17 protein-coding genes are annotated in these 19,348 nt (G+C 39.9%); 9 read left to right on the forward strand and 8 right to left on the reverse strand.

The features are described 5' to 3' along the window. Positions 1–18 precede the first annotated feature (18 nt). A complete protein-coding gene (locus tag QA601_09375) occupies positions 19–1,359 on the reverse strand; it encodes a sigma-54 dependent transcriptional regulator (protein ID MDG5815288.1) in 1,341 nt (446 codons plus the stop codon). A gap of 534 nt (positions 1,360–1,893) precedes the next feature. Between QA601_09375 and QA601_09380 the strand changes: the two genes are divergently transcribed. Next, positions 1,894–4,842: an insulinase family protein gene (locus tag QA601_09380; protein MDG5815289.1), complete on the forward strand. Its 2,949-nt coding sequence runs from the start codon at positions 1,894–1,896 to the stop codon at positions 4,840–4,842. Positions 4,843–5,101: 259 nt separating this feature from the next. Next, complete coding sequence (locus QA601_09385) at positions 5,102–6,853, forward strand: phospho-sugar mutase (protein ID MDG5815290.1); 1,752 nt, start codon at positions 5,102–5,104, stop codon at positions 6,851–6,853. A 41-nt stretch (positions 6,854–6,894) separates the two neighbouring features. Here the strand turns inward: QA601_09385 and QA601_09390 are convergent, their stop codons facing one another. Continuing rightward, a complete protein-coding gene (locus QA601_09390; GenBank protein ID MDG5815291.1) occupies positions 6,895–7,863 on the reverse strand; it encodes a YihY/virulence factor BrkB family protein in 969 nt (322 codons plus the stop codon). 118 nt (positions 7,864–7,981) lie between these two features. Next, positions 7,982–9,790, reverse strand: a complete 1,809-nt coding sequence (locus QA601_09395; protein ID MDG5815292.1) for a dynamin family protein — start codon at positions 9,788–9,790, stop codon at positions 7,982–7,984. 243 nt (positions 9,791–10,033) lie between these two features. Between QA601_09395 and QA601_09400 the strand changes: the two genes are divergently transcribed. Next, positions 10,034–10,483 (forward strand): DUF2934 domain-containing protein, encoded by a 450-nt coding sequence (locus QA601_09400; GenBank protein ID MDG5815293.1) that lies wholly within the window; start codon positions 10,034–10,036, stop codon positions 10,481–10,483. A 50-nt stretch (positions 10,484–10,533) separates the two neighbouring features. On the opposite strand, the gene QA601_09405 is transcribed toward QA601_09400, so the two are convergent. From QA601_09405 to QA601_09425, 5 genes are read right to left on the reverse strand one after another with little or no spacing between them, the layout of a single operon-like run. Then, positions 10,534–11,175, reverse strand: coding sequence for a redox-sensing transcriptional repressor Rex (locus QA601_09405; GenBank protein ID MDG5815294.1), 642 nt, complete (start codon positions 11,173–11,175; stop codon positions 10,534–10,536). Between the two features lie 40 nt (positions 11,176–11,215). Further along, on the reverse strand, positions 11,216–11,944 hold the full coding sequence (locus tag QA601_09410; GenBank protein MDG5815295.1) for a PHP domain-containing protein: 729 nt from the start codon (positions 11,942–11,944) through the stop codon (positions 11,216–11,218). A gap of 5 nt (positions 11,945–11,949) precedes the next feature. Beyond that, positions 11,950–12,285 (reverse strand): hypothetical protein, encoded by a 336-nt coding sequence (locus QA601_09415; GenBank protein MDG5815296.1) that lies wholly within the window; start codon positions 12,283–12,285, stop codon positions 11,950–11,952. A 35-nt stretch (positions 12,286–12,320) separates the two neighbouring features. Further along, positions 12,321–13,265 carry a CBS domain-containing protein gene (locus QA601_09420; GenBank protein ID MDG5815297.1) on the reverse strand — a complete coding sequence of 315 codons (945 nt, stop codon included), beginning with the start codon at positions 13,263–13,265 and terminating at the stop codon, positions 12,321–12,323. A 48-nt stretch (positions 13,266–13,313) separates the two neighbouring features. Beyond that, positions 13,314–13,667, reverse strand: coding sequence for a DRTGG domain-containing protein (locus tag QA601_09425; protein ID MDG5815298.1), 354 nt, complete (start codon positions 13,665–13,667; stop codon positions 13,314–13,316). Positions 13,668–13,909: 242 nt separating this feature from the next. Between QA601_09425 and QA601_09430 the strand changes: the two genes are divergently transcribed. From QA601_09430 to QA601_09455, 6 genes are all read left to right on the forward strand, one after another. After that, entirely contained in the window at positions 13,910–14,389 is a 480-nt protein-coding gene (locus tag QA601_09430; GenBank protein ID MDG5815299.1) for an NAD(P)H-dependent oxidoreductase subunit E, read from the forward strand. A gap of 11 nt (positions 14,390–14,400) precedes the next feature. Next, on the forward strand, positions 14,401–14,955 hold the full coding sequence (locus tag QA601_09435) for an ATP-binding protein (GenBank protein MDG5815300.1): 555 nt from the start codon (positions 14,401–14,403) through the stop codon (positions 14,953–14,955). A gap of 2 nt (positions 14,956–14,957) precedes the next feature. After that, positions 14,958–15,347, forward strand: coding sequence for a (2Fe-2S) ferredoxin domain-containing protein (locus QA601_09440; GenBank protein MDG5815301.1), 390 nt, complete (start codon positions 14,958–14,960; stop codon positions 15,345–15,347). Positions 15,348–15,359: 12 nt separating this feature from the next. Further along, positions 15,360–17,147, forward strand: a complete 1,788-nt coding sequence (locus tag QA601_09445; GenBank protein ID MDG5815302.1) for an NADH-quinone oxidoreductase subunit NuoF — start codon at positions 15,360–15,362, stop codon at positions 17,145–17,147. 22 nt (positions 17,148–17,169) lie between these two features. After that, positions 17,170–18,921 (forward strand): NADH-dependent [FeFe] hydrogenase, group A6, encoded by a 1,752-nt coding sequence (locus QA601_09450; protein ID MDG5815303.1) that lies wholly within the window; start codon positions 17,170–17,172, stop codon positions 18,919–18,921. Between the two features lie 144 nt (positions 18,922–19,065). Then, positions 19,066–19,317, forward strand: coding sequence for an iron-only hydrogenase system regulator (locus tag QA601_09455; GenBank protein ID MDG5815304.1), 252 nt, complete (start codon positions 19,066–19,068; stop codon positions 19,315–19,317). Positions 19,318–19,348: the final 31 nt, after the last annotated feature.

The raw sequence follows: 19,348 nt of genomic DNA on the forward strand, positions 1-19,348 counted from the left end.
AATTCTGAGAAAACGATTTTAAGCAGTAGCGTGTTGCTGCATTTTATCCAATTTCCTATACAGCGAGGAAAGTGAAATACCAAGGGCATTACTGGTTTCGTATTTATCGCCCCCAAAATGTTTCAATGCTTTTACTATATGCAATTTTTCCAGATCGTCAAGATTCCACACTTCTGGTGTAGAGCTGTCCTGGTTAAGTGGTGTGGAACCTTCAAGGCCAGGGAAATGTGAGCAGTTTAACGATTTACCTTGGGATAAAAGAAGTGCTCTTTCAAGCATATTTCTAAGCTCACGGATATTACCAGGCCATTCATATCTGACCAGGGTGTCAATAACACTTTGTTGTAGAGGGAACTGATCATACCCAAAACTCATAAGCATGTGTTTAATAAGCCCGGGTAGATCTTCGCGTCTCTCTCGCAGGGAGGGCAAAGAAATGGGAAATATGTTGATTCTGTAGTATAGATCTTTCCTGAATGTACCTTTGTTTGATGCTTCGGTGAGATTTCGATTAGTAGCACAAATGAGTCTGAAATCACTTGTTCTGACCTTGTTTTCACCGATTCTTCTATATGATTTCTCCTCTATGGTTTTTAGAAGTTGAGTTTGAACTTCCAGGTCCATGTCTCCAATTTCATCGAGAAATAAAGTACCACCATCGGCCACCTCAATTAGTCCTGATCGGTCTTTAATAGCAGAGGTAAAAGCTCCCTTGGCATGACCGAAAAGTTCACTTCTAAGAAGCTCACCCTTAAGACTTGAGCAGTTAACCTCCACAAACGCTTCATTTTTTCTGGCACTGTGATCATGAATCCAGCGAGCAAGAATACCCTTACCCGTCCCGGTTTCACCGCAGAGCAGCACAACTGTATGGTTCATTGCTGCAACATTTGCGTACTGAATCACCTTTTCTATGACTGGACTGGAGCCAAAATAGGGATCCCCATTTTTGGGATTAAGTCGCTGGTGTACGAAATCTCTTTTCTTCAACTCCTCAAACTCAAGACCTTTTTTGATGCTTATATTTAAATCTTCCATATTGAGTGGCTTGGTGAGAAAGTTGTTGGCTCCCAGCTTAATAGCTTTAACTGCTGTTGCAATATCACTAACACCGGTTATAACTATTATAGCCGTATTTTGATGAGCACTTTTTAGTTCTGCTATCCAGTCGATTGCATTTCCATCCGGTAGCTTCAAATCAAGCAATACCGCATCAAAACTTTTGCCGTGTGTAATACTTTTGGCTTCTTTTAGGCTTTTGGCTGTTTCTATAGAGTAGCCTGCTTTTGTGAGAAACCTTGAATAACCAAAAAGTGTTGCCTCTTCATCGTCTACTAATAGTATCTTGGGTGTTTTCATTTCAATGCTCCGTTAACCTAAATGATGAATAGTGTTTGCCCCAAAAAAATTGTCCAGATCTAATTCAAGCATCTGGCTTCTCATCAGAGTTAATGCTTAGATCTAATCTGACGGAAAGAATGCAGCAAAAATCTTACCAACTTTTAGAGTGGCAAAAAACCGCTCCTGGGGCCGATGCATTAAAGTTACTACTTTTAGTGTTTTTCACTTTAAAAAAATATAAGAAATTTTCGCTTAGTCTTTGGTGAGAAATAAGTACAATACTCCACATAGTAATTTAGATAAAGAGAATAATAATATGATGCTTTTGTAAAATGATATTATGGGCATAGTAGAATAATATATATAAATGACAAAGCCTGTTTGGGTTTATTTCTGATCTTCTTTAATTTTTCGTCCTCTAAACACTCGGATGTTAGTATTGGTTTTTAATTTGCTTGGAGCTTTGATAATTGCCTCTTAAGCCATGTTCTTTTATTTTTATATAAATGAAAAACGAAAAGATTGTACCTAAAGCCAAAGAAAGAGGAAAACATGAGTGAAACGAATCTGCCTGTACAGGATATTGAATTAACTGAAGAAATTAGTGGTTTCAGGCTGGATCGGGTCGAAAAAATTCCCGAGCTACGTTCAACCGCCTACATATTTACTCATGTTAAAACTGCTTGCCGTTTAATGCACCTTTTTAATTCAGATCCAAATAATCTTTTCTCTGTTGCTTTCAGAACGCCTGTAAATGATAGCACAGGAGTACCACATATTCTGGAACATTCTGTTCTTTGTGGCTCAAAAAAGTTTCCTGTTAAAGATCCTTTTCAGGAGATGCTTAAGGGTTCACTTCAGACTTTTCTTAATGCCCTTACTTATCCTGATAAAACTGTTTATCCGGTTTCTTCACAGGTTGAAAAAGACTATTACAATCTTATGGATGTGTACTGTGATGCCGTTTTTAATCCCTTACTCAGTGAAAATACTTTTTATCAGGAGGGATGGCATTTTGATGTGGAAGATATAGATAACCCCGTTGGGATCAAGGGAATTGTGTATAACGAAATGAAAGGTGTCTTTTCTGATTTTTCAAGCCACGTTTTCAGGCGCACTATGTCTGCGCTGTATCCAGATACTACCTATGCTTTTGAGAGCGGAGGTGATCCTGAGTGTATTACTGATTTAACATATGAACAGTTCAGAGATTTTCACCGAAAATTTTACCACCCATCAAACTCCTTTATTTTCCTTTATGGAAATATTCCATCAAAAAAAACACTTCAGTTTTTGGATGCTAATTATCTTGGAAGTTACGATCACCTTCAAATTGATTCCACCGTTTCTCCTCAGCCGCTTTGGGACAAACCAAAAAGCACAGTCATAGAAGCACCGGCCCCCAAAGAAGACGATGGCACGGCAACTGTTTCTGTTAGCTGGATTTTCGGGGATAGTAAAGATCCGGTAACAACACTTACTGGCAGTATCCTCTCTCACTATTTGCTGGGAACCGAAACCTCTCCTCTTAAAAGGGCTTTAGTTGATTCGGGATTAGGGGAAGATCTGGACGATGTTACTGGTTTTGATGCTGAGTTGATTCAAAGCAGCTTTGCGGTCGGATTAAGGAAAACCAAACCAGAACATGCTGAAAAGATTAAGGAACTGATTTTTGAAACACTTAAAACAGAGCTCCATTCAATGGATAAACAACTGCTTGAAGGGGCTTTGCGTCAGGTTGAATTCAGCAGAAGGGAAGTTGCTGGCGGTCATTTCCCTTATAGTTTACGACTTGCTGAGCGGGCTTACAGATCCTGGCTTCATGGAGGTGATCCCGTGGCACACCTTGCCTTTGAAAAACCACTGAATTATATAAAGGAACAGATGAAAATCGGAAACTACTTTGAAAAAGTAATCGAAGAAAAGCTGGTTAATAACCCTCACAACCTTCTTTCCACCATAGTTGCTTCTTCTAAGATGGGAGAAAAGCTTGAATTGCAGACCCAAAAGCAATCGCAAAAACTGACCGCAAATATCACTCAGGATGAAAAAGAAAAATATAATAGGTTAACTAAAAAATTAATAGAGCAGCAGAAGTCACAATCTTCGGCTGAGCAAAAAGCAAAATTGCCAAAGCTACAAAAAAGTGATTTGCCCCGACATTTAAAAGAAGTCCCGGTCAAAAAAGAAGAGATTGAGGGTATTAAATTTATGGCACACCCTCTATTTACCTCGGGAATCACTTATCTGGACATAGGGTTTGATCTAAGTGTGGTGCCAGCAGATCTTCTCTACTTTGTTCCTATCTATTTAGAACTTATGAATCGATGTGGAGCTGGTGAATACTCTTACGAAAAAATGGCCAAGAGAGTTACACTTTCGACCGGGGGAATAGATACTTCTGCTGTATGCAGGACAAAAATCTCCTCAGAGCAGGATTTGCTTTTTATGGCCTTTTTTCATGGAAAATCTTTAGAAGCTCGTTTTGCAGAGATGCTACAGATATTTACTGATCTTCTGACAAAGCCAGACCTGTCTAATGAAAAACAGATTAGGGATCTTTTGGTAGAGGAGCGAAACGAAATGGCCTCATCGGTAATTAGTTCAGGCCATAGCTTTGCAATGACAAATGCTTCATCGGCACTGATACGTTCAAAATATATCGGAGAGGTCATGGGTGGGATTTCACAGCTTCGATTTCTTGATGAGCTGGTAAAAAATGATGATATCAACAAGGTGATTGAAGCATGTACCCAGCTTCATAAAATAATAGTGAACAAAGAGAGTCTTCTCTTTTCCCTAACCGCGCAGGAACCGGAAAAGTTCTCTGATATGTTGAAAACATTTGCAGAAAAGTTACCTCAGCAAAGTATCGAGACTGAACCTCCACCGGAGGAATATGGTAGAGAAGAGGGGCTCAGGGGCATAGAGATAAGTTCTGCGGTAAATTTTGTTTCCCGGGCATGGAAACTTCAGGACAAAAGTGCACATCAGCTTGCAAATCTCTTTTTGCTTTCGCGAAACCTCTCCACCGGGTATTTATGGGATAAAATTAGAGTGGAGGGCGGTGCATACGGTGGTATGGCTTCTATGTCTGTTTTTCATCCTGTATTTGCAACCGCTTCCTACCGGGATCCTAATCTGGAAAGTACATTACAGCATTTTGAAAATGGTTTACAAGAGGTTGCCGATGGTATTGAACAGGAAAAAATAGATCAGAGTATAATTGGAGCGATTGGACGAATGGATTCCCCTAAAAGTCCTCATGGTCAGGGATTAGGAGAAACTCTGGATAGCCTGAGTGATTACTCCAAAGAAATAAGACAAACTATTAGGGATGAGATTTTGCAAGCTAACACTGATAGTTTAAAAAATGCAGCGAAAAGTATACTTGATTCTCAAAGGTGGAGTGTGACAGCTTTGGGATCAGCAAAAGCATTTGAGAAGGCGGAGCAATCGGGACTCAAATTCGAAAGAGAACCTCTTGTTGGTTCAAAATAAAACTATCTCATACTGCGGGGTTTAATTATATATTAAGCCCCAATACACTTTTACCTGCATATTTCTTATCATAACCTCTGAATCTTCAATTTTCATACACTCACCGATCTATCTATAAAAGTTTACCTTTTTTCCTACTCATTACACTCAGTCCTGACTTATTTTCTCCCTTCAGTTTGTTTTTAATGTTTCTAATTTGAAACGATCTACTGAGGTTGTTTGTTTTAATTACCATCTATATGCCAAGGAGATGCATTCAATGGATAACGATACTCTGATAGCTAAAGCAAAGGAATATATTTCTCTGGAACAGGATGCTTTTTTCAGAGGACAGGTAGAAGAACTGCTTGAAAAAAACGATACAGTAGAATTAAATGACCGCTTCTATACCGATCTGGCATTTGGAACTGGTGGTTTAAGGGGGGTAATTGGTGGTGGATATAACCGAATGAATCCATACACTGTACGTCGGGCCACTCAGGGGTTGGCAAATTATATAAAAAAAGCTGCAGCTGCAAACAGCGCTTCTGTTGTTATTGCTTACGATTCGAGAAACTTTTCCGATCTCTTTGCACTTGAAGCTGCACGAGTTCTTAGTGGAAATGGCATAAAAACATTCCTTTTTACATCTCTAAGACCTACTCCTGAACTATCTTTTGCTGTACGTAAACTTGGTGCAACAGCAGGAATAGTTGTAACTGCAAGCCATAACCCTTCCGAATACAATGGCTATAAGGTGTGCTGGGAAGATGGGGCGCAGGTGGTAGAACCCCATGATACCGGTATAATATCAGAGGTAAGAGCGGTATCGGGGCCAATAAACGAAATAAGCAAAGAGGATGCAATATCACAAGGTAAACTTGTTATGATAGATAAAGAGGTGGATATCCCTTTTATTGAAATGGTTAAAGCTCAGGCAATCCGCCCTGAACTTATCCGCTCTAAAGGCAAAGAATTAAAAGTTGTATTCACTCCTTTGCATGGAACCGGAACAGTTCCTGTACAGACTGCGTTATCGGAGATGGGAATTGAGGTAATTACTGTGGAAGAGCAGAAAGAACCCGACGGTAATTTCCCTACAGTTAAATACCCAAACCCCGAGGAAGCTTCCGCAATGCGCCTTGCACTTGAGCTGGCGGAACGAACGGGTGCTGATCTGGTAATGGGAACTGATCCCGATTCTGATAGATTGGGAATCGCCGCTCCGGAAAAGGGGCAATTACGGCTCATTACTGGAAACCAGCTCGGTGTCCTTTTAACCGACTATATTTTTAGCTCCAAAAAAGCGTTAGGGATTCTACCGCAAAAACCAGCTTTTATCTCTACTATTGTCACTACTGAGCTGCAAAAACTTATAGCTCAGAACTTTGGCGCTTTGTGTTTTACTACTCTCACAGGCTTTAAATATATTGGTGAAAAAATCAGAGAGTTTGAATCACAGAAAGATGGGCCACAATATGTTTTTGGTGGTGAAGAAAGTTATGGGTATCTGGTAAACACAGAAGTAAGGGATAAGGATGCTGTTTCGGCTGCGACTTTAACTGCAGAGATGACTCTGTATCACAGAACACAGGGAAAGTCACTTTTCGATCGTCTTCGAGAGATTTGGTTTGAGTATGGTTATTTTCAGGAAACACTTATCTCTAAAACCTTCAAAGGTGAATCGGGGCTTATAAAGATGAAGGAATTTATGGATAAGCTTCGCACTACACCACCTAAAACCTTTGCAGGCAGAAGTGTTGAGCAGATGAAAGACTATAGAGATGGAACCACCCTAAACATTGTTTCCGGAACAACTCAAAAGGATATTGATCTGCCAAGTTCAAATGTACTGCAATTTACTCTTGATGATTTGAGCATCATCAGTGTGCGTCCTTCAGGAACAGAGCCTAAAATTAAATTCTATGCTTCTTGCCGCACAGAGCCGAAACGAGAGCTAAACAGTGCAATTCCTGAGGTTGAAAAGAAGATTGAAGCTATTAGCGATGAATTAAATGGAATGATCGATTAAGAAAGCTAAACCTGAGCAGATTGAGACAGTGCACAATCTGCTCAGGGGATATCTCCTACATCGTCTGCATCGTAAGCGTCTCTTTTGCCCAATCTTTTCTCGGGGCCGCTTGTTGTATCTCTGATGGTTTGATGCTCCATCTCAGAGTTTATTTCCCCACCAATAAGTACAATAAAGCTTGTTAGAAGAAACCAAAGAAGAAGTACTACGACTGCACCAAGTGAGCCATAGGTCTCGTTGAAAGCACCGAAATTTGAGACATAGAATGAAAACAGTGCTGATCCAATGAGCCACACAATGGTGGAAAAAACGGCACCCCAACTGACCCATTTCCACTTGGGGCTACGTCTTACAGGAGCAAAACGATAAATAGTTGAAAGGGTGAAAAGAACGAGAATTGCCAGCAGCAACCATCGAAGCTGGGCTGTAAGGGTATGCAACCAACCGGGTAATTCCAAAAAATTTAAAACCAACGGAAAAACAACAATCAGCGCCATACTAATTATCATTATAATGATCAAAAAAAGTGTGAAAAGCAAAGACACCGCATTCTCTTTGAGGAAACCTCGCTTTTTTTTCTCTTCATAAACAATATTTAATCCTTTAAAAAGATTCTTGGTTCCTTTATTTGCGCTCCACAGACCAAGAAGTATACTTATCACCATTCCCCAACCCAGAGCCGTTGGAGACTGAGCAACTATTTGGCTGAGCTGTTGTTCAATAAGCACTTGTGCCGGTTCGGGAAGTATTTCGGTCAGCGCTCTGATTTGCTGCTCTACCTGCTCTACCGTAATCACGATACCGTATATGGAAATAAGTGCTGCCACTGCAGGAAAAAGTGCCAAAAAACCATAAAAAGCAACTCCTGCAGCTATTACACTGAGACTCTGCTCACCAATCTGATTCTTTACCCTGAGCAGAATATCGCGCCACCCCTTTAGGTTTATCTGCCTTGGGGTCTTGGCATGACGCCCTCTTGAATCCTGTTCACCTTTCTCGCTTTTCGCCAACTTAAAACCTCCTGGTTACGCTTAATGTAGTAAGCAAATAGAAGGCCTGTTTTATTGAGGGGCAGGGAAAAGGAGTATCTGTTTTATGTTGTACAATTTAAATCAGCTGCAAATAATGTTAACTTGCTAATTCACCCCTAATTTCAAAAAGAGATTCCAGTATATTTTCGAGCTCTTTGATTCTTCTGGCCTCTGCTTCTGTCTCTTGGGGGGAAGTGGTCTCTTTAAAGGCAGTTTCCTCTAAAATGGTAATCACTTTTTCATACTTTTTTGAAAAATGGGTCTTCAGGTCTGAGACACTTTGAGTGATCATCAATTTAGAATTTTCACGAATTTTCTCCGCCATAATTCCAATCTGTTTTTTTGCCAGCTCATTAAAGTAGTGTTGAATAGTATCTTTTTGTTTTTTTCGGGAACTAAACAACGCAAATTTTCCTAATGAAGGTAGGGGGATATCTGATGTCTGGAAAAGAGTGTCATCGGTAGAAGATTCGATATCTATTTCTGTAAAATCGTACTGTTCCTTTGTTGCAGATCTGTTCAGTGCCAGCGAGTGAATCATAGCATATTCGCTTTGGTGTGAATCGATAGCTTTACGAAGGTGGGTGTTTGCTGAGCTAATCAGCTTTAAGTAAAGGCGCTCGAAAGCATTTTTAAGTGTTGTGGTAGTCATGGCAGAAAGAATCGCTGTAGCATTGGATATCCGGGGGGTGGTGTTGACTGTGTTTGCTATGGATTGATAAATCTCCTGATCTATTCTGGGTAGAGAATTGGTGATCTGTTCGTCTAGATAGTTCTGTAGTGCATTTTTTTCTATATCAAAAATGTCTAGTTCCTTATCTATACGACTTTTTATACTTTCTAATATTTCCTTAGCTCTTTTTTTCTCCTCATTTCGCTTATTTATTGGTGCTTTATGTAGCTCAAGCTCCTCACTGATTCTATGTTCGATCCCATGTAATGCTTCTGCAAATTTGTCGTTTAAGCCCTCAGAGAGTGTAAAATACTTTTCTCTGGACATGAAACCGAGCACCTCTTTCTTTACCGAATCAAGACCGCTTGCAACCCAGTTTGGATCAGTATCAGAGCAGTGCTTAGCTTTTACTCCTTTTAATGCACAGGTGTGGAAAATAGGAGTATCATACTGATAATTTAATTGTTTAATGAGGATACTTTTAATAAACGAGTGCAGCTCTTTTGCTTCTGTTGGTGAAACCAAATCGATTTTATTAAGTATAAAAAAGATTTGTGGTACATAAAGACTGACCTGTTTAAGAAACTCGACTTCTGTCTGTGTCATTGGAGGATCTGCTGATATAAGAAAAAGTGCTGCATCACACTCGGCCAAAAGATCAAGAGTGGTTCTTGTGTTATGGATATAAGTAGAGCCAAAACCAGGAGTATCTACCAAAACAGTACCATTGGCTAAAAGCGGGCTGTCACAGGTGATGGTAACATTTTTTACTCCGTATCTGTTATTTGAGTTGTTTTCCTCTGTTACGTATTTTTTAAGTGTTTGGCGAATGCTTTTAAGGGAGTCTGTGACTTTAAGATCTGGTTTCTGGTTTAAAAAATGAATTGTACAACTATTTTTGGTATCATATCTAATGTTTGTTTGTGCCGCGGTAATAGGCAAAACGGATGTAGGGAGTATATTGATTCCCAAAAGAGCGTTAATAAAGGTACTTTTACCCCGGTTGAATTGTCCCAGAACAGCAAGATGAAGCTGTCCCTCGGCGAGCCGGTTGCGCAGTTCCCCAATTTGAATTCTGAAAGCAGAACAGGAATCAGGAAGTTTTTTACATAGTTTTAGCGCCTTATCAACAATCTCATCAAAGGAAAGAGGTTCAGAAGATAAGATGTTCTCTTCAGGGGCACACGTTGTGCTCCTGGTAGATAGGTTTTTTTTCCTGTTTTTATTGGCCACAGTACCATGAGTGGATAAGATGTAACTAACTATATAGTGCGATATACTTATAAAAATATTTAATTTTCAATCTCAATGGAAGGGGTTGAGTAAAAGGGCGGGGAAAAGTTCTGTGCAGATAAGGTGATAATCAGTTGAATGGGGGCGCTGGAATTATTTATACTTAATTTTTGTTTAATTTCACTCCGATGTAAGTTATAATCACCATAAATTCATATAAGCAGGCAAAAAGGAGGAGGTTATATGAAGTCTGTAAAGGAAATGATTGAACAGAGGGCCTTTGAGCTTTTTTTGAAAAGAGGTGGCCAGCATGGATATCATATTCAGGACTGGATCGAAGCAGAGAGACAAGTTATGGCTGAGGTGGAGAAAAAGCCTGCTGAAGAAGCGAAGGTAAAACCTGCTGAAGAAGCCAAAGCAAAACCTGCTGAAGAAGCCAAAGCAAAACCTGCTGAAGAAGCTAAAGCAAAACCTGCTGAAGAAGCTAAAGCAAAACCTGCTGAAGAAGCTAAAGCAAAACCTGCTGAAGAAGCTAAAGCAAAACCTGCTGAAGAAGCTAAAGCAAAACCTGCTAAAAAGGCTACAACAAAAAAAGTTAAAGAAGGACAAACAACTACAAAGAAAGCTGCTAAGAAAACAACAACAAAAACAACCAGAAAAAAAGCAACCAAGAAGAAGTCTGAGAAGAAGTAGTTACTCTTGCTCCTGCAGAGGGAGCAAAATCTCTCTGCAGGTGGAGATAACTACTGTGTTTTTGCATTCTGGCCATTGGCCTGCAAATTAACAAAATAAATTAGATTCTCAAGTTCAAGTTCAAGATTTACATTATTTATAACGCAGTTATCCGGAGATTTTAGCTGAATTGGAGCGAAGTTCAAAACGCCTTTGATGCCAGCTTTTACCATAAGGTCAAGAGTATGCTGTGCAGCGATTTCGGGTACACTTAGAATTCCTATCTCGATCTCATATTCTCGTGTAAAGTTACTAAGTTCTTCCAGTGAATATATTGGAACTGAGAGTTTTGTGTTGCGCTTTGCCGGGTCAATATCGAATGCAGCAACAACCTTTATTCCCTCCTTTTCGAAATTTCTGTATTTAATCAAAGCACTTCCAAGGCTGCCTGCCCCCGCAATTATTACCTTCTGAATTTTATCTTTTCCCAGAATTTTATTGAGTTCAGAAATCAAAGAATTTATACTGTAACCGCCTCTTTTATTACCAGAAATACCAAAGAGTGAAAAATCTTTCCTGACCTGAGTACTGGTTACACCTACTGCATCTGCCAAATAATTGGAAAAGATCTTTTCAAAGCCAATTGACTTAAAACGATAAAGAGCACTTTTGTATTGTGAAAGTCTTAGAATACAGTTTTTATTAGTTGTCATTTATTCCTCATTTTTTCCTGCTTTGAATACCTTTGTTTCTTTATGCAACAGTTTCCTTGATTTGTACACTTTTTTGTTCTAAGGCATTTTTTAAAGAGTGAAAGGGTGAAAATTCTATAGCAAACTCGATATGTATACTTCCAATATCACTAATGTAATGGGAATCTGAAGAACTTATTGCTGTATAATGTTTGGCTATACTCAAGGGGTGACCACGTTTAATATAGGCTTTTGAAAGTTCAACAGCATTAAACTGGCCGGAAATAAAACCCAGTTGAGAAATCAGGCTGAAAACTGGTTTGTCTATATGGGCAGGGATCAGTAGTCCTTCTGATGCCAAAACCATATCCCGAAGTTGCTCAACCGAAATATCTGTTGCTAAGCCAAGATATTTATTTACCATCCCCTCTATACCATCCTCTTCATCAACATAAACCTGATCACCAAATTTCTCTGGTACGTTTTCAACGTCAGGAATTCTGGTGTAAACTTCCTTACTGAAGGCCAGTGCTTTATCGGTTGATTCAAATAGGCAGAGTATATGAGCTTCTTCAGAAGTAGTGATTTCAAGTCCTGGGATGAAGAATACCTCGGCTTCTCTGCACACTCTCTCCATGGTAGCACAGTTAAGGGCACAATTATGGTCGGTAAGCGCAAGGCAGTTTAGACCTTTGTCTACAGCTGTTTTAACAATTGCCGATGGAGACATGTCAAGCGATGCACAGGGAGAGAGGCAAGAATGAATATGAAGATCGGCCCTGCAAAGCATAAAAGTTATTTCCTATTAAGCAGTTCATAAACTTTGTAGGAGACAGTGAATTGATTCATTGTAGTTTTATACAATGAAATGTTTTCCTTTTGTGCTGCTTCTATCATATCATCACCTACTGGTCGGTCATTGCATATAATTATAGCATTTATTCCGGAAATGGATGCAACTGCGATGGTATTCACATGTGCCTGTATAGTAATAAGCACAGAATCTTCCTGAGCGTTTGCCATGACATCGCTAAGAAGGTCTGAAGTATAGCCGGTTACGATCTCTGCGCTGTCATCAGACTCATACATTTTTTGCAAATCAAGTTCTGGCTGGAGTTGGTTAGCTCTCATTTCTTTTCCTCACTTTAGCAAAAGTTATGGGCTTTTTACCCACCTTCATCACTATTGGAATTTACTGGTTTACTGTTCAGGTTAAATCTTGCTTTTACTATAGTTCCAAGCCCCTGCTGGGACCGGATCTCAAATTCATCAGATGAGCGTTTCGTATTAGGCAGACCCATTCCTGCTCCAAAACCAAGACTTCTTATCCACTCAGAAGCAGTGCTGAATCCTTCAGTTAACGCTTTTTGGACATCCTGTATACCAGGTCCCCGATCTTTGGCAATGATTTCAATATAATCGTCTCCGATTGTGAATATCAAATTACCACCTTCGGAATGCGCTACCAGGTTCATCTCAAGCTCGTAGGAGGCTATGGCTACTCTGCGGATAATTCGGCGATCATATTCCCTGATCTTCAAAACTTTCCTAAATTCATTCGATGCGATCCCGCCATTCTTAAAATCGAACTTATTTACCTTAAATTCTCTATGGTAATAGCCTTCATCAGAGATGTTTTTGAGCGGTATACGGCTTTCTATGCGGTCGACTTCTTTATTTAACTCCGAAAGGAGTTTAAAAATAATATCGCGGCTGGTTAACATACCTACCAGTTTCTCATCTCTGTTTAGTACCGGAAATCGTCTGAAAGGGTATTTTTCAAACCACGATATACCAAATGAAAGTGGCATGTCATCCTCAAGTACAATGAGATTTCTCGTCATATAGGGCTCAACATTATGCTCTATATACCCAAAATCCAGGGCTCTTAAGATATTATCGACACTTATCAGGCCCAGAAGCCTGCCGTTTTCTGCAATTGGTACACCTGAGACATTGTGTTGTTTCATTAAACGTTGTACGTGGCGTAATGAATCAATTCTGCACGCTGTTACAAGGTTTTTAGACATTGCATCTTTAACCTTGAGCTTGAAAATGATCTCAAGAGCCAATAGTGAAGAGCTGGAAGAATCAAGAGGTGTTGATGTCATAGAAGAAAAACTCGTTATTAAAAATGTCTTTAAATCGTAATTAAGCTGTTATATTTCTATCTCATTACGTTCAAGGAGTTTTCCAAGTAAAACACAGGCCTTAAATTTATCCATTGGTGTATGGAGTAAAGTTATATCCAGCTCCTCTGCGAGTTTATCGATTCCTTCCGGCAGTGGTTTGTTTTGTGTTATTACAACACCGGAAGCATCAACCATACTTGCAGTGCGGATAGCCTGATCGGTTGAAAGAGAGGTAAGGATTAAAGGTGATGGTTTATCCGATACAAGCACATCACTCATTAGATCACTCACCACTACACTTGAGACCTGGCAGGAATTGAAATCTGATGCTTCAGAAACCACCCTGGCATTTAGCGTCTCGATTATTTCAGAAAATTTCATTGGAGAAGCCTTTTTATTTTGTTACAGCAGTAACTTAATCACAGGATAAATAAATTTATGGAAAACCCGTTCGCAATAGAGAAAAATACTTTTATTTAATGAATTAATGTGTTATATTACGGAATGGCTGGAAGAACTGTTCAAATTAATGTGCCAAAATTCACAATATCGATAAATTCTTACAGTCATCTGATATACTCAGTTTCCATCTATTCCATAACCAGATCACAGGAGGTTTTCGTATGCCTCAAAGCATGCCGGTTCTTACAGAGCTGACGCCCGAGTTGCGTAATTTCATCAAAGAATGGAAAGATAAACCGGGTAATCTTATAATGATTTTGCATAAAGTGCAGGAGATTTATAAGTTTATCCCAAGAGATGTAGCTTTTACCGTTTCAAAGGAACTAAATGTTCCGTTGGCCAAAATTTATGGCGTAATGACATTTTACCACTACTTCAAGCTCGAAAAACCGGGTGAACACATCATTTCTGTGTGTATGGGAACTGCCTGTTACCTTAAGGGTGGTGAAGATTTGATTAAAGAACTTGAGGTACGCCTTGGTACCGGTGTGAACTCCACTACTGAGGATGGAAAATTCACTATCGAAGCAGTACGTTGTGTGGGTTGTTGTGGTCTTGCTCCTGTAATGACTATTGATGGAGAGGTATACGGGGGAGTTAAGTGTGCACAAATACCTGAAATTCTGGAAAAATATTCCTGAGACTCACTTCTATGCATTACACGTTTTCAGATTACATAGTAGATCTTGTTCAGAATTCAATCGAAGCTAAAAGCAGTCTTGTTATAGTTGATTTAGTAGAGGAAGAGGGCAGGGTTAAGCTATATATTTCAGACAATGGAACAGGAATGGATCAGGAGGAACTAAAGAAAGTCAAAGATCCTTTTTTCACTGACGCCAAGAAACATAAAACCAGGGAAACTGTTGGGCTTGGTATATCCTTTATGGCTCAGCTTGCTTCACAATGTGGTGCTACCTTTGATGTTGCCAGTGAGAAAGGTGTTGGAACTTCTGTCTTTTTTTCTTGTTCTACCGACAACCCGGATATGGCACCTTTAGGCAATATCGCATCTGCCATTCTAAGCTGCATAAACATGTCAGAAAACTGTGAAATTAAGTTTAACAGAAAAAGAGGAGAATTATCCTATTCTGTGCTAAAATCTGAACTGCTTGCAGCCGTGGGGGACATTTCTGATGCACAGAGTTTAATAGCGCTCAGGAAGTATCTGCAATCACAGGAAAAGACTTTATCCAAAAAGGGGACTTGAGAATGTCAAAAATAACATTAGAGGATCTTAAAAAACTGCGGGAGCAGAAGAAAAAAGAACTCAGTAAAAGGGATTCAGAGGGTAAAACAACTCAGATAATTATAGGTATGGGAACCTGTGGAATAGCTGCAGGAGCAAAAGATTCATTTGATGCATTTTTAGATGAGGTTGATAAAAATAACCTTACTGATGTCTCTATTACCCAGACCGGGTGTATGGGACTTTGTTATGCAGAACCTACAGTAGAAGTAATTGTACCGGATATGCCTGCTATTGTTTATGGAAATGTTAAAGCTGATATCGCTAAACGTATAGTAAATGAGCACGTTGTTGGAAAAGCTCTTGTAAATGATCACATATTCGATAAACCTGCAGCGGACATTCTCAAGTAATCAGGGGGACTAATGAAGTATAAAAATTATATCTTGGTGTGCGGTGGTACAGGATGTGAGTCCAGTAAGGCAGACCTTATTTACAAAAATATCTTAAGTGAGCTGGAAAAACATGGTGCTTCAGAAGATGCGCAGGTCGTTAAAACCGGTTGTTTTGGGTTTTGCGAAAAAGGACCTATTGTAAAGGTACTTCCTGATGAAAGCTTTTATGTACATATTACACCCGATGATGCTAAAGAGTTGGTAAGTGAGCATATTATTAAGGGTAGAAAAGTTACAAGACTACTTTATGATAATAAAGAAGGTAAAGAAAGAGCCCGAATCGACGATATAGAATTTTATCAAAAACAGTTCAGAGTGGTTCTGAGAAACTGTGGTTTCATAAATCCTGAGGATATCAATGAATATATCGCTCGGGATGGATATCTGGGCCTCGAAAAAGCCCTCTTTGAAATGAAACCCCAGGATGTCATTGAAGAGATGAAAAAATCGGGAATTAGGGGAAGAGGTGGAGCCGGATTTCCTGCCTGGATGAAATGGTCCTTTACAAAAGATGTAGAAAGTGATCAGAAATTTGTGGTATGTAATGCCGATGAGGGAGATCCCGGAGCATACATGGACAGAAGTACACTGGAAGGTGATCCCCATTCTATTCTCGAAGCAATGGCTATTGCAGGACGCACCGTCGGTGCCAACCAGGGATATATTTATATTCGTGCCGAGTATCCACTTGCAATCGAAAGGCTTGAAATTGCATTAAAACAAGCCAGGGAAATGGGTTTGCTTGGAAAAAATATCCTTAACAGCGGTTTTGATTTTGATATAGAAATCAGACTCGGTGCAGGGGCTTTTGTATGTGGTGAAGAAACAGCATTGCTTGCTTCAATAGAGGGAAAGCGCGGGATGCCCAAACCAAGGCCTCCTTTTCCTGCAGTAAAAGGTTTATGGGATAAGCCGACAGTTATAAATAATGTTGAGACGTTGGCAAATATTCCTGTAATTATCACAAAGGGTGGAGATTGGTTTTCAAAAATAGGTACAGAGAATTCTAAGGGAACTAAAGTTTTTGCTTTAACTGGAAAAATAACCAATTCTGGTCTGATAGAAGTTCCTATGGGAACAACTCTTAGAGAGATTATTTACGATATTGGTGGTGGTATACCCAATGGTAAGAAATTTAAAGCAGTTCAGACCGGTGGACCATCTGGTGGGGTTATCACTGCAGATTATCTTGACACACCGATCGACTATGATAACCTGCAAAAACTTGGGTCGATTATGGGATCAGGCGGTATGATAGTGATGGATGAAGATGATTGTATGGTGGATGTGACAAAGTTTTATCTGGAATTTACCGTGGATGAATCATGTGGAAAGTGCTCACCATGCCGAATCGGGGGACGACAGCTCTATAATTTATTGGATAAGGTTACACAGGGCGAAGGTACAGAAGAGGACATTCGCAAAATGCGCCAGATCAGTAAAGCTATGCAGAAAGCTTCGCTGTGTGGACTTGGACAGACTGCTCCAAATCCGGTAGTTTCGACTCTTACGTACTTTGAAGATGAGTATATGGCTCATGTGGATGAAAGAAAATGCCCGGCAAAAAAGTGTTCGAATCTGCTTAAGTATACTATTATTCCGGAAAAATGTATCGGCTGTGGGCTCTGTGCCAAAAAATGCCCTGTAGATGCAATAGCAGGCCAGAAAAAAGCTATTCATACTATAAATTCTGACGTTTGTATAAAATGTGGGGTTTGTGAACAGGCATGTAAATTTGCAGCGGTGATCACTAACTAATTTTTAACGTTGAGGTGTGTTAATGAAAAAGGTAAATTTAAAGATAAATGGAAAAAGTGTCTCGGTAGATCAAGGTACAACAATACTTGAAGCTGCCAGAAAAGTTTCTGTTAATATTCCTACACTATGTTACCACAGAGACTTGGAAGCATGGGCTGCATGCGGAATCTGTATTGTTAAAGCAAAGAATTCACCAAAAATGCTTAGGGCCTGTGCAACTGCTGTTGCAGAGGGAATGGATATCGTTACCCACGATTCCGAAATTGTAGAGGTAAGGCGTTCTGTTATAGAGCTAATCCTCTCAACTCACCCCAATGAATGTTTAACCTGTCTAAGGAATCAAAACTGTGAATTACAGCGTCTCGCCGCAGAATTTGGAATCAGAGAAATGACATTTCCTCAGCGACTCAGAGACCTTCAGGAAGATTCCTCAACATCTTCACTGGTTCTAAATCCTGAAAAGTGTATTCTTTGTGGCAGATGTGCAAAGGTTTGCCAGAACAGCCAAGATGTATGGGCTCTAGAATTTCTAGGGCGTGGTGAAAATACCCGCATCGCACCTGCTGCAGATGTTAATCTTAATGACAGTCCTTGTATCAAATGCGGACAGTGCAGTGCACACTGCCCTGTAGGAGCAATTTACGAAAAATCTGAAGAAAATGTCGTTTGGAATGCGCTTCATAAAGAGGACGTTTACCCAATCGTTCAGATTGCACCTGCAGTACGTGTTGCTATAGGTGAGGCCTTCGGATGGCCATCAGGTACTGTTCAGACCGGTAAACTTTATGCTGCGTTGCGTCAGCTTGGGTTTAAGGCTGTGTTTGATACCAATTTCGCTGCAGACCTTACTATCATGGAAGAGGGTTCAGAGTTTGTTGAAAGGTTTACTAAAAAAACGGCTCCGATTCCTATGATTACAACTTGTTGTCCTGCCTGGGTTGATTATCTTGAAAAGTATTACCCTGAAATGATACCTCATTTCTCAACTGCAAAATCACCTCAGTCAATGCTTGGCTCTCTTTCTAAAACTTACTATGCAGAAAAGATAGGTGTAGATCCTTCAAAAATATTCATGGTTTCTATAATGCCATGTACTGCAAAGAAATTTGAAATATTACGCTCTAAAGAGATGTTCTCAAGTGGCCAGAAAGATATCGATGTTTCACTTACCACCCGTGAATTAAGTCGCATGATTAAGACTTCGGGAATCGACTTCAACAACCTTTCAGACGAAGGGGTTGATACTATTTTGGGTGAATATGCTGGTGCAGGTACGATCTTTGGTGCTACCGGCGGTGTTATGGAAGCTGCGCTTCGTACTGTATACCATCTCATAACCAAAAATGAGCTTAAGGATGTAAACTTTTCAGAAGCTCGTGGCCTGGATGGCGTAAAAGAAGCCAAAGTAGATGTCGATGGAACAGAAGTAAGAATAGCCGTTGCTCATGGAATGGCTAACATTGCTTCGGTTCTCGACAAAATCAAAGCTGCAGAAAAAAATGGTGAAGAACCACCCTATCACTTCGTTGAGGTAATGGCCTGTCGCGGTGGATGCGTAGGTGGTGGTGGTCAGCCATATGGAGCAGATGACGAGAAACGGAATAATAGGGCTGCTGGTCTTTATCAGGATGATGTGAAATCAAATGTACGCTGTTCACATCAAAACCCTCAAATTCAAAAAGTGTATGCAGAATATCTTGGTAGTCCGTTGAGTGAAAAATCTCACCAGCTTCTCCATACCTCTTACACTCCACGTCCGGAGTATCGCTGGTAATTTTAAAACGTATTTATCCTGCGGTCAGGAGAAATGTTCTCTGAAACCAAGGGGAGAGAAAATGAAAATCACTGATTAAAAAATATCCCGCTCTGCGCACATTTAGTGCGCCGTGTGGGATTTTTTTTGTAAGGGGTAAAAAAAATGGAAACAAGAGTCGGTTTTGTAGGAATAATAGTAGAGAATAGAAATGATTCTGCAGATAGGGTTAATAAAATCTTATCTGATTGTGGAAACGTTATTGTGGCAAGAACTGGTGTGCCGTATGATAAAAAAAACTGCTGTGTCATAACTCTGGTGGTAGATGCTTCAACGGACGACCTTGGGTTGCTTACAGGAAAGTTGGGTTCTGTTCCGGGAGTTACTGTAAAATCGGCATTAAGCAAAAGTAAGTGATTGCAAAGTTCCAATTGGTAAAGATGGTGTT

It is taken from the genome of Chitinispirillales bacterium ANBcel5, from assembly GCA_029688955.1.
Classification (GTDB): Bacteria; Fibrobacterota; Chitinivibrionia; order Chitinivibrionales; family Chitinispirillaceae; genus Cellulosispirillum; species Cellulosispirillum alkaliphilum.

What these genes read in the sequence shown, in the direction of transcription:
- QA601_09425 (MDG5815298.1), bottom strand. Translation starts at nt 13,667, where the DNA reads ATGAAATTTTCTGAAATAATCGAGACGCTAAATGCCAGGGTGGTTTCT.
- QA601_09405 (MDG5815294.1), bottom strand. Translation starts at nt 11,175, where the DNA reads ATGACAACTAATAAAAACTGTATTCTAAGACTTTCACAATACAAAAGT.
- QA601_09380 (MDG5815289.1), top strand. Translation starts at nt 1,894, where the DNA reads ATGAGTGAAACGAATCTGCCTGTACAGGATATTGAATTAACTGAAGAA.
- QA601_09420 (MDG5815297.1), bottom strand. Translation starts at nt 13,265, where the DNA reads ATGACATCAACACCTCTTGATTCTTCCAGCTCTTCACTATTGGCTCTT.
- QA601_09440 (MDG5815301.1), top strand. Translation starts at nt 14,958, where the DNA reads ATGTCAAAAATAACATTAGAGGATCTTAAAAAACTGCGGGAGCAGAAG.
- QA601_09430 (MDG5815299.1), top strand. Translation starts at nt 13,910, where the DNA reads ATGCCTCAAAGCATGCCGGTTCTTACAGAGCTGACGCCCGAGTTGCGT.
- QA601_09410 (MDG5815295.1), bottom strand. Translation starts at nt 11,944, where the DNA reads ATGCTTTGCAGGGCCGATCTTCATATTCATTCTTGCCTCTCTCCCTGT.
- QA601_09375 (MDG5815288.1), bottom strand. Translation starts at nt 1,359, where the DNA reads ATGAAAACACCCAAGATACTATTAGTAGACGATGAAGAGGCAACACTT.
- QA601_09435 (MDG5815300.1), top strand. Translation starts at nt 14,401, where the DNA reads ATGCATTACACGTTTTCAGATTACATAGTAGATCTTGTTCAGAATTCA.
- QA601_09455 (MDG5815304.1), top strand. Translation starts at nt 19,066, where the DNA reads ATGGAAACAAGAGTCGGTTTTGTAGGAATAATAGTAGAGAATAGAAAT.
- QA601_09385 (MDG5815290.1), top strand. Translation starts at nt 5,102, where the DNA reads ATGGATAACGATACTCTGATAGCTAAAGCAAAGGAATATATTTCTCTG.
- QA601_09445 (MDG5815302.1), top strand. Translation starts at nt 15,360, where the DNA reads ATGAAGTATAAAAATTATATCTTGGTGTGCGGTGGTACAGGATGTGAG.
- QA601_09450 (MDG5815303.1), top strand. Translation starts at nt 17,170, where the DNA reads ATGAAAAAGGTAAATTTAAAGATAAATGGAAAAAGTGTCTCGGTAGAT.
- QA601_09415 (MDG5815296.1), bottom strand. Translation starts at nt 12,285, where the DNA reads ATGAGAGCTAACCAACTCCAGCCAGAACTTGATTTGCAAAAAATGTAT.
- QA601_09400 (MDG5815293.1), top strand. Translation starts at nt 10,034, where the DNA reads ATGAAGTCTGTAAAGGAAATGATTGAACAGAGGGCCTTTGAGCTTTTT.